At 70.4% G+C, this 10372-nt stretch carries 8 protein-coding genes; 5 read left to right on the plus strand and 3 right to left on the minus strand.

All coding sequences use genetic code 11. From position 1 onward, the window contains the following. Positions 1–744 precede the first annotated feature (744 nt). A complete protein-coding gene (locus tag AB0J09_RS19705; protein WP_360692612.1) occupies positions 745–1422 on the minus strand; it encodes a response regulator in 678 nt (225 codons plus the stop codon). After that, on the minus strand, positions 1419–3056 hold the full coding sequence (locus AB0J09_RS19710) for an ATP-binding protein (RefSeq protein WP_360692614.1): 1638 nt from the start codon (positions 3054–3056) through the stop codon (positions 1419–1421). Before AB0J09_RS19710 ends, AB0J09_RS19705 begins: the two co-directional genes overlap by 4 nt. A 103-nt stretch (positions 3057–3159) precedes the next feature. On the opposite strand from AB0J09_RS19710, the gene AB0J09_RS19715 reads away from it, so the two are divergent. From AB0J09_RS19715 to rraA, 4 genes are all read left to right on the plus strand, one after another. Then, positions 3160–4155, plus strand: coding sequence for a tripartite tricarboxylate transporter substrate binding protein (locus tag AB0J09_RS19715; RefSeq protein ID WP_360692617.1), 996 nt, complete (start codon positions 3160–3162; stop codon positions 4153–4155). Continuing rightward, on the plus strand, positions 4152–4658 hold the full coding sequence (locus tag AB0J09_RS19720; RefSeq protein WP_360692620.1) for a tripartite tricarboxylate transporter TctB family protein: 507 nt from the start codon (positions 4152–4154) through the stop codon (positions 4656–4658). The genes AB0J09_RS19715 and AB0J09_RS19720 overlap by 4 nt, the downstream gene beginning before the upstream one ends. After that, complete coding sequence (locus AB0J09_RS19725; RefSeq protein ID WP_360692623.1) at positions 4658–6145, plus strand: tripartite tricarboxylate transporter permease; 1488 nt, start codon at positions 4658–4660, stop codon at positions 6143–6145. The genes AB0J09_RS19720 and AB0J09_RS19725 overlap by 1 nt, the downstream gene beginning before the upstream one ends. Before the next feature lie 71 nt (positions 6146–6216). Beyond that, entirely contained in the window at positions 6217–6687 is a 471-nt protein-coding gene (gene rraA, locus AB0J09_RS19730; protein WP_360692626.1) for a ribonuclease E activity regulator RraA, read from the plus strand. A 91-nt stretch (positions 6688–6778) separates the two neighbouring features. On the opposite strand, the gene AB0J09_RS19735 is transcribed toward rraA, so the two are convergent. After that, positions 6779–7306: a hypothetical protein gene (locus AB0J09_RS19735; protein WP_360692630.1), complete on the minus strand. Its 528-nt coding sequence runs from the start codon at positions 7304–7306 to the stop codon at positions 6779–6781. Positions 7307–7418: 112 nt separating this feature from the next. Here AB0J09_RS19735 and AB0J09_RS19740 point away from each other — a divergent pair. After that, the coding region (locus AB0J09_RS19740) for a serine/threonine-protein kinase (RefSeq protein ID WP_360692633.1) at positions 7419–10372 on the plus strand (2954 nt) is incomplete at its 3' end.

Here is a 10372-nt window from a genome sequence, read left to right on the forward strand (position 1 = left end):
CCTCGCGCCCTCCTCTGCCGGTTCCCGCCCCGCAGCGCCTCGGCGAGCCCCCCGCGAGCGCATTCGCGGTGGCGGCGGAGGGCTGCTTTCGCGTTCAGCGAGAGTCTTGCATATGTCCGCCCCATTGCGAGTTGGCAGCAACCGTCTCATTTTCGGAACGTTAACCAGAACCACCAGGCGACTCCGACCAGCCCGACGATGCAGAGCGCGGCGATCAGGGCGGGCTCTTGGGTGTAGGACGCCAAAGGTACCGCGGCCACGACCATGATGAGGGCCACGCTGTTCTTGTCCAGCCTGGTCTTGGGCGGCTCTGGTTCGACGTGGGTGACTGGTTGGTGCGGGAGCGCCTCCCAGAGCAGGCCGCAGTCAGGGCACCTCCACGGCTTATCGGTTTCGGAGGCAGGGCGGACGCAGCGGTGGGTGGTCACAGGTGCAGGTTCTCCCGGTGCGAGCTCCAACAGGGTTTGTCCCTCGCATTCTCCTTCTGGTCGGTCCCATCCAGCCACTGGCCCATCTCTACGACGAGCGCGGCCCGGGTACCGCGTCTCATCATCCGCTGGCTTGATGCCATGGGCCGACGAAGGAGCCCGCACGGAGCCAAGCTGTCGCCTGCGATTGCGCCGCGTCGTCGACACCTGCCCCACCGGCCTGACCCTCGCCTGCGACCTGGCCCACCGGGGTGTCGCCGTCCGCCCCATCGAGCGGGCCGAATCCCAGCACCGCCGACGCGCCAGCTGATCCCGCCTACGCCGGGCGGTGCCACCGGTAGCGGCGTTCCGGGCGGCCGGTGCCGCCGTACCGCAAGGAGACCTCGACCTGGCCGATCGCGGTGAGGTGTTCGAGGTAGCGGCGGGCGCTGACCCGGGAGATGCCCACCTGGGCGGCGCATTCGGTGGCCGACAGCGTGCCGCCGGTCTCGTGGAGCGCCTGTTTGACCAGCTGCGCCGTCTCCACGCTCATGCCCTTGGGCAGCGCGGTGGACGTCGCCGAGCCGCCTCCGGCAAGGAACCGGTCCACGTCGGCCTGGCTGGTGATGACCGTGGTGCCGAGGCCGGCGCGCTGGGCGGCGTGCCGTTCCAGGCGGACCCGTAAGTCGTCGAAGTCGAATGGCTTGAGCAGGTAGTCGCTGACGCCCCGGCGGGCGGCGCCGCGGACCGCGTCGAGCTCGCGGGCGGCGCTGATCACGATGACGTCGCACTCGTGCCCGGCGGCGCGGATCCGGGTGATGACCTCCAGGCCGAACAGGTCGGGCAGGTAGAGGTCGAGCAGCACCAGATCGGGGTGCAGCTCCGCGATGCGGTCGAGGGCCTGCTCACCGGTGCCGGCCGTGCCGATCACGCGGAAGCCTTCGACCTGGTTGACGAAACTGCTGTTGACCTTCGCGACCATGAAGTCGTCGTCCACGACCAGTACGTCGATCATCGCGAGACCTCCATCGCCTCGTGCCCCGAGACCTCGCCGGCCTGGCGGCCGACGGACATGCGGGCGGTGAACATGGCGCCGTCGGCGGTGTTGGCGACCGCGACCTCGCCGCCGCGGCGGCGGCAGACGAGCTGCGTGAGCGCCAGGCCGATGCCGCGCTCGCCGCCCTGGGCGGCCTTGGTGGTGAAGCCCCTGGTGAACACCTCATGGGCGAGTTCGGGCGCGACGCCCGGACCTGAGTCGCGGACGACGATCTCGACGCTCGAGGTGTCCTGGCGCAGCTCGACCTCGACCCAGGCGTCCTCGCCGGAGCCGGAGGCCGCGTCGATGGCGTTGTCGACGAGGTTGCCGGTCACGGTGGCCACGTCCGCGGCGTCCAGCGGGTCCAGCCGGCCCAGCGCGGTGCGTTCGGAAAGCCGCAGTTCGACACGTCGTTCGGCGGCGAGGGAGGACTTCGCCATCAGCAGCGCCGACACCGAGGTGTCGCGGATGCGGCTGCTGAGGCTCAGGTCGAGGGACTCGCGGTGCTTGCGTATCGCACGAATGTAGCGGACCACCTCGTCGTGCTCCCTGACCTGGATCAGGCCGGAGATGACGTGGAGCTGATTGGCGAACTCGTGCGCCTGGGCGCGGAGCAACTCGGTGGAGCTGCGGAAGGAGCCGAGCTCGCGTTCGAGCTGGGCCAGCTCGGTACGGTCCCGCAGAGTGGTCACCGAGCCGAGCCGGCGCCCGTCCTTGTCGATCATCATGCGGTTCATCACCAGCACCCGCCCCTGGTGGATGGCGATCTCGTCGCGGGCCTCGTCGGCTCCGGTGAGCACGTCGTAAAGGCGGCCCTCGATGCCCAGCGCGGTCAGGCTCATGCCCACGCAGTGATCGGGGAGATCCAGCAGCGTCTCGCCCATGTCGTTGACCATGGTGATCCGGAGCTGCGGGTCCAGCGCGATCACGCCTTCGGCGATGCCGTGCAGCATGGCCTCGCGGTGTTCGGTCAGCCCGGCGATCTCGCGGGGCTCCATGCCCAGGGTCTGGCGTTTGATCCGCCTCGCCAGCAGCCACGACCCCGCCCCGCCGAGCACGCTGGCGACGCCGAGATAGATCAGCAGGTACGAGGACGCGCCGACCAGCCGCTGCCAGACGGTGGGAGCGGCCACGCCGATCGTGACCGTTCCGAGGTGGCGACCATGGTTGTCCGGCGTGTCGCCCAGAACCGGAACCTGGGCGGCGACCTCGGAGATCCCGTCGAACACCAGGTGACCGGACCATCCTCGTGCCTGGGCGACACCGGGGTCGCCCAACGGCAGTGGGGATCCGATGAGCGTCGCGTCGGTAGAGCTGATGACCTTGCCGGCGGCGTCGGCCACGGTCACCGACGTGACGCCGGACTGCGTCAGCGTCGAGTGCACCACCGGGGCGAGCACCTCGCCGGGCGCGGGCTGGTCGATCCGGGCGCGTACGAGAGGGTTCCACGCCAGTTGCTCGGCCAGCGCGGCCACGCGCCGTCCCTCGACGCGGTCGAACGTCGCCGCGGACTGGGCCAGTGAGATCGCGCCGACGGCGAACAGGACCACCACGACGATGGCCAGCTGCAGGCTCAGCATCTCGCCGGCCAGGGTCGGACGGCGGCGTCTCACGAACACAATGAACACAATCTCCGCTGGTCACACAAGGCAGACGACCGGTCGGCCGGGTTCGCATAATCATGGCGCTGCACTTCTCAATGCGAAAGAGACCATTGTGAGAAATCGGACCTTCCTCGGCGCTCTGGCGGCGCTGTCGATGCTCGCGCTCAGCGCCTGCGGGGCGACCGCGGCCAAACAGCCCGGCACGGGCGCAAGCGGGGCCGTCAGCGGGCTGCGCATCATGGTGCCCAACACCCCCGGCGGCGGCTACGACACCACCGCCCGTACGGCTGCCAAGGTCATGGAGGACACGAAGATCGCCTCAGGGGTCCAGGTGTTCAACCTGCCCGGCGCGGGAGGCACGGTCGGCCTGCAGCGCACGATCAACGAGAAGGGCAACGGCAAGCTGGCCATGCTGATGGGCCTGGGCGTCGCCGGCGCCTCCTACGCCTCCAAGTCCGAGGCGACGCTGACCCAGACCACGCCGATCGCCAAGCTCATCGAGGAGGCGGGCGCGATCGTGGTGTCGAAGGACTCGCCGTACCAGACGATCAACGACCTGGTGGAGGCGTGGAAGAAGGACCCGAAGAAGGTCACGGTCGGCGGCGGCTCCTCCCCCGGCGGGCCTGACCACCTGCTGCCGATGCAGCTGGCCAAGGCGGTCGGGATCGACCCCAAGCAGGTGAACTTCGTCGCCTACGCCGGCGGCGGCGAGCTGCTGCCGGCACTCCTCGGCAACAAGATCGCCTTCGGGGCGAGCGGCTACGGCGAGTTCCTCGACCAGGTCGAGGCCGGTACCGTTCGCGTGCTCGCGGTGACCAGCGCCGAGCCCATCGAGGTGGTCAAGGACGTCCCCACGCTCAAGGCGTCCGGCATCGACCTGGTCTTCAGCAACTGGCGCGGCATCGTGGCGCCACCCGGGATCAGCGACGCCGACAAGAAGACCTGGATCGACGCCGTCACCCGGATGCACGACTCGCAGGAGTGGAAGACCGAGCTGACCAAGCGCGGCTGGACCGACTCCTTCCTCACCGGCGACCAGTTCACCACCTACCTCGCCGAGCAGGACAAGAGCGTCGCCGCGATCCTCTCCGAACTCGGGCTGGCATGAGCCTGGACACATCGGCGCCGGTGAAGGACCGCGCACAGTACGGCGTGTGCGCGGCCCTCGCCCTCACAGGCACCCTGGTGATCGCCGACGCTCTGCAGATCACCCATCTGACCAGTAGCAACGACCCCATCGGGCCCCGCCCCGTCCCCATGCTCCTGGGCGCCTGCCTGCTCGCCGTCGCCGTCGCGTACGGCATCGACGTCGCCCGCGGCGGCCGGGGCGAGCCGGAGGCCGGTGAGGACGTCGACCTGACCACCCGCGTCGACTGGCGCACAGTGCTGCTGCTGATCGGCGCCTTCCTGCTCAACGCGGCGCTGATCGACTGGCTGGGCTGGGTCATCAGCGGGACGGTCCTGTTCTGGGGATCGGCCTTCGCCCTCGGCAACCGGCACCACGTGCGCGGCCTGCTGATCGCCGTCGCGCTGGCGTTGATCACCTTCTACGCCTTCGCGATCGGCCTCGGCGTCAACCTCCCGGCCGGCGTGCTGCAAGGAATCCTGTAATGGACAACCTGAACCTCCTGCTCGACGGCTTCGCCAACGTCGTGTCCCCGGGTAACCTCCTGGTCGCCCTCATCGGCGTGATCGCCGGGACCGCCGTCGGCGTGCTGCCCGGCATCGGCCCGGCCATGACCGTGGCGCTGCTCCTGCCGATCACGTACGGCATGGACCCCACCCAGGCCTTCATCCTGTTCGCCGGCATCTACTACGGCGGCATGTACGGCGGCTCCACGACCTCCATCCTGCTCAACACCCCCGGTGAGTCCTCCTCGGTCATCACCTCCATCGAAGGCAACAAGATGGCCAAGGCCGGGCGGGCCGCCCAGGCCCTGGCGACCGCCGCGATCGGCTCGTTCGTCGCCGGCACGATCGCCACCCTGGCGCTCGTGCTCGTCACGCCCTTCGTGGTCAGTTTCGCCATCAGCCTCGGCGCGCCCGACTACTTCGCCATCATGCTGCTGGCCTTCGTCGCCGTCTCGGCCACGCTGGGCAGCTCGCGGGTCCGCGGTTTCGCGTCCTTGCTGATCGGGCTGGTCATCGGCACGATCGGCATCGACGCGGTCACCGGCCGGCAGCGACTCACGCTGGGCATCCCGCAGCTCGCGGACGGCATCGACGTGGTCGTCGTCGCCGTCGGCATCTTCGCCGTCGGCGAGGCGCTGTGGGTGGCCGCCCACCTGCGCCGCAAGGCCGCGACCGTCGTACCGGTCGGACGGACGTGGATGGGCGCCGAGGATTGGCGGCGATCATGGAAACCCTGGCTGCGCGGCACCGCCCTCGGCTTCCCCTTCGGCGCCCTGCCCGCCGGCGGCGCCGAGATCCCCACCTTCCTGTCGTACGCCACCGAGAAGCGGCTCGCCAAGCGGCCGGAGGAGTTCGGCAACGGCGCCATCGAAGGCGTCGCGGGGCCGGAGGCCGCCAACAACGCCTCCGCGGCCGGCACCCTGGTGCCGATGCTGGCCATCGGCCTTCCCACCACGGCCACGTCCGCGGTCATGCTCGCCGCCTTCGAGTCCTATGGCATCCAGCCCGGCCCGCTGCTGTTCGAACGTCAGCCGACCCTGGTCTGGACGCTGATCGCCAGTCTGTTCGTGGGCAACCTGCTCCTGCTCATCCTCAACCTGCCCCTCGCCCCCGCCTGGGCCCGGCTGCTGCGCGTCCCCCGCCCCTACCTGTACGCGGGCATCCTGTTCTTCGCCTCCATGGGCGCCTACGCCGTCAACGCCCAGCCGTTCGACCTGATCCTGCTGCTCCTGCTCGGACTGCTCGGCTTCGGCATGCGCCGCTTCGGGCTGCCGGTCCTGCCGCTCATCGTCGGCGTCATCCTCGGCCCGCGCGCCGAGCTCCAAGGCCGCCGCTCCCTGCAACTGTCCGGCGGAGACCTGTCGGGCCTGCTCGGCGGGCCCGTCTCCTACGTCATCTACGCCATCGTCCTCATCCTGCTGACCTGGCCATTGATCAAGCATCTCGTCCGGAGGCAATCCCCGTAGCGGGGAGATGGAGAGCCCCGACGACTGATCACCTGTACGGTCGTGACGACGTCCCGCAGAAAGGCCGCACCATGACCATCATCACCGCAGACCTGTACGACGAGCGGGGCGACCAGCTCGACTCCTGCGACCTCCAGCTCTCCCAGTACGGCGGCCGCCGAGCCTTCGCCGGCACCGTCGTCACGGTCCGCTGCCATCAGGACAACGCGCTGCTCAAGTCCGTCCTGGGCGAGCCCGGCGAGGGACGCGTCCTGGTAGTGGACGGTGGCGGCTCACTGCACTCCGCCCTCATGGGCGACCTCATCGCCGGCCTGGCCGTCGCCGGCGGCTGGGCCGGCGTGGTCATCAACGGCGCCGTGCGCGACGTCGCCGCCCTGCGCCGGCTGGACCTGGGCATCAAAGCCCTGGGCTCCAACCCCCGCAAGAGCGGCAAGGCAGGCACCGGCGAACGCGACGTCCCGGTCGCCTTCGGCGGTGTCACCTTCCACCCGGGCGCCGAGCTGTTCAGCGACGACGACGGCATCCTCGTGAGCCGCACCTGAGGCTTGCCAACTGAACTACTGGCCACCTCGCCGCGCCGGCCTCCCTGCACACGGTGGGGTCGTAGCCGCAGTCGCCGGGCTGGGCTGCCGGCTACCCCCACACGGCCTTGCCGAGAATGGCGCCCAGGCCCGGCGTCTTCCAGTGGTCGACGACGATCACCTTCTTGGCCTTCACGTACCAGACGCGCTGGGTGTAGGAGGCGACGTTCAGCTTGCTGCCGTCGCAGGACACCTTCCACTCGGTGAACTGCGCCTGCTGCCCGGTCCCGAATGCCGCCTTCGAGGTCCTGACGCGAGTGGCCTGCCCGCTGGTGTACTTCTTCACCGGCACGCACTCGGTCACACCGCTGCTGGGATGGTAGGGCTGGTCAGGCCGGTACGCGCCGCCCTCGGAGGCGTACTTGACCGCCTGGGGGCCGCCCAGCAGGAAGCTCTTGCACTCAGCGGCCTGAGGAGAGCAGGCGCCGGTGATGACGCGCAGATTGACACCCTCCTTCTTGACGTGCCACTGGGCGGGGACCTGAAGGGTGAACCCCTGGAACGTCACCGGCTTGGTGGCGACATGAGCGGGCGAACCGGTCACGGCGAGGGAAGCGCTGAGCGCGATAGTCAGGATCATGGGCGGTGATCCTAGGGCGATCATGCTCAGCATCGTCAAGGTTGTTCGGATGTGCGAAAACCCACTCCTGCTTCTCAGAACTTTCTGAGCGATCTTCGCATCCAAAGTCCCTGTGGAAATTCTCGTTGCGGGCGATCCCCAGCGATTAGGCGGCTACTGGCTCGCAGGCCGGCTGGGCGCCGGCGGCCAGGGGGTGGTTTATGAGGGCTACGCCGAGGACGGCACCCGCGTGGCCATCAAGGTCCTGCACGGTGACCGGGCGGCGCAGCTGGCCAAGGAGGCCGCGGCCGCGCAGCGGGTCTCCTCGTTCTGCACGGCGCAGGTGATCGAGGCGCACCTGGAGGGGCCCAGGCCCTATCTGGTCAGCGAGTACGTGCCCGGTCCCAGCCTGCGCAGGGCGGTCGAGGACGGCCGCAGGTTCCAGGGCGGTGACCTGCACCGGCTGGCGACGGCCGTGGCCACCGCGCTGACCGCGATCCACGACGCGGGCGTGGTGCATCGCGACCTCAAACCGGACAACGTGCTGCTCGGTCCCGACGGGCCGCGCGTCATCGACTTCGGCATCGCCAGGACCGCCGAGATGTCGCTGACCGCGACAGGACTGGTGACCGGCACCCCCACGTACATGGCGCCCGAGGTGTTCGGCGGCCAGCGGGCGGACGCGCCCGCCGACGTGTTCGCCTGGGGCGGCATCGTGCTGTTCGCGGCGACCGGGGCCGACCCGTTCCGGGCGGAGAGCCTGGGCGGGGTGATGCACCGGGTGCTGTCGTCCAGCCCCGACCTGAGCGTGCTGCCCGAGCCGCTGCGTCCGCTGGCCGCCGCGGCGCTCATGAAGGACCCGCGCGAACGCCCTTCCGCGCGGGAGCTCCTGCTCGCGCTGGTCAGCGGCGACGGCAGGATCGGCACCGGGCGGCTGCTAGCCCGGGGCAACCTGGCCGCCGCCCAGATGGCCGGGGCGGACGACGACCCGGCGCTCGGCACGCTGGCGGAGGAGTCGTACGAGCTGCTCGGCCCGGCCGAGCGCGAGCTGGCGCCGGAGGTGTTCCTGCGGCTGGTCACGGTGGGCGAGCGCGACGAGCTGTCGGTACGGCACGCCGACATGTCCGAGCTGGTGGAGGGCAGGCCGCTGCCGGAAGTGTCGGCGATCACCAGGATCCTGAAGGTGTTCACGTACCTGCTGGGCAGGGACGGCGAGGAGATCTGGCTGGCCCACCCCGCGCTGCCGCTGGCCTGGCCCCGTCTGCGCCGCTGGATCGACGCCAACCGCGACGGGCTGGCCGTGCACAGGCAGATCCTGACCGCCGCCAAGCGGTGGGTGGCCGGTGGGCACAAGGAGGGCGACCTGTTCCAGGCCACCGCCCTGGAGAACGCGATGCAGTGGGCGGCCGCCTCGCGCAGGAACATCACGCTCTCCCCCGCCGAGCGCGACTTCCTGGAGTCGTCGGCGCGGCTGACCAGACGCCGGGCCAGGCGGACCAGGCTGGTGTCGCTGAGCCTGGCGGGCCTGCTGGTCATCGCGGTGGCCGCGGGCGGGCTGGCCGTACGGCAGGGCGCGATCGCCGACTCCCGGGCCGAGCTGCTGGCGGCGCGGCTGAACACGTCGGAGTCGATCCGCCTGGCCGCGCTCGCCGACACGACCAGGCGTACGGATCCGCGCCTGGGCATGCTGCTCAGTGTGGCGGCCTGGCGGCTGGAGGCCACCCCGCAGGCCAGGGCGGCGCTGAACGCCTCGCTGGCCCAGCGCGAGCAGGCCATGTTCCGCGACCCGTACGGATCGAGCATGGCGGAGCTGGGTGGTGACGGGCGCACGCTGGTGAGCGCCGGGAACGGCCAGGCGCGACTGTGGGACGTACGCAGCGGCAAGCAGACCGCGTCGATCCCCGATCTCAGGCTCGACGGCGGCCGGCCGACGGAGATGGGACTGTCGCCCTCCGGCCGTACGCTCATCGGCGCGAACGCCACGCACGCCGGGGCCTGGGACACCCGTACCGGGAAGATCGTCGGCTCTTGGGCGTACCGTCGCGTGTACTACAAGATCACCGGCTGGATCGCGGCCGTCAAGAAGAACGAGGGCGCCGAGGTGCTCATCTCATCCAGGGGGCGCGTGGTCGCGGCGACCCCGGAGGGCAGGACCGGCGTCGTGAGCCCCGACCGCACCTGGCACGCCGTGGACGACAACGGCCTGAAGCTGATCAACCTCAAAGAGGGCTGGTCGGAGAAGGTCGGCAAGGGCACCTACAACCATGGTGAGGTGATCTTCAGCGGGAACGGCCGGTTGCTGGCCACGCTGTCGCGGGCGGACGTCCAGTTCTGGCGGCTGCCCGACTTCCAGCTGCTCGCCAAGGTCAGGGTCCTGGGCGACGGCGACCTGGGGATGACGCCGACCGGCGCCTTCGACGGCTCGACGTTCCGGTATCTCGTGGGCGACCAGGTCTTCTCTGTGGACGTCGCCGACCTGATGGCGCCGCGGGAGGAGCGGGACCCCGTAGACGAGGCGGCGTTCAGCAGGGACGGCCGGTACCTGATGGTCACCGACGCCGAGGGCTCGGCCACGATCCGCGCGGTCGCCACGGGGAAGGCGATGGCCACCGTGCCTGCCCCGGACGCCTTCGACTTCAGCGGTGACGGCCGGCTGGCGGTCGTGGCCGGCGGCCAGGTCAAGGTGATCGACCCGGCCACGGGGAAGGCGCTGGCCGCCTTCGCGGCGGGCGGCGGGCTCCCGCTGCCGTTCTTCAGCCCCGACGGGACCAGGCTCGCACTCGCGCGGCGGTCCACCGTCGAGCTCTGGGACTGGCGCTCGGGCCGCAGGCTGTGGCAGGCGGCGGCCCGGCTGCCCGTGGCGGTGGCGTTCTCACCCGACGGCCGGCGTATGGCCGTCACCGGACGAGACCAGCGACTCCTGGACGCGGCCACCGGCAAGCAGATCGGCCGGCCCTTCGGCGACGAGGGTCTGGACGACACCGGCAGCCTGATGTGGTTCACCCACTCGGGCAGAGTGCTGATCGTGGTCGACTCCCGGGGACGCCTCACCCGCTGGGACACCGGCAGCCGCGCGGTCGCCGGCGT

This window comes from Nonomuraea sp. NPDC049784 (assembly GCF_040659615.1).
Classification (GTDB): domain Bacteria; phylum Actinomycetota; class Actinomycetes; order Streptosporangiales; family Streptosporangiaceae; genus Nonomuraea.

Bases quoted from the DNA above. Each gene is read 5' to 3' on its own strand.
- AB0J09_RS19725 (WP_360692623.1), top strand. From the start codon at position 4,658: ATGGACAACCTGAACCTCCTGCTCGACGGCTTCGCCAACGTCGTGTCC.
- AB0J09_RS19735 (WP_360692630.1), bottom strand. From the start codon at position 7,306: ATGATCCTGACTATCGCGCTCAGCGCTTCCCTCGCCGTGACCGGTTCG.
- rraA (WP_360692626.1), top strand. From the start codon at position 6,217: ATGACCATCATCACCGCAGACCTGTACGACGAGCGGGGCGACCAGCTC.
- AB0J09_RS19720 (WP_360692620.1), top strand. From the start codon at position 4,152: ATGAGCCTGGACACATCGGCGCCGGTGAAGGACCGCGCACAGTACGGC.
- AB0J09_RS19705 (WP_360692612.1), bottom strand. From the start codon at position 1,422: ATGATCGACGTACTGGTCGTGGACGACGACTTCATGGTCGCGAAGGTC.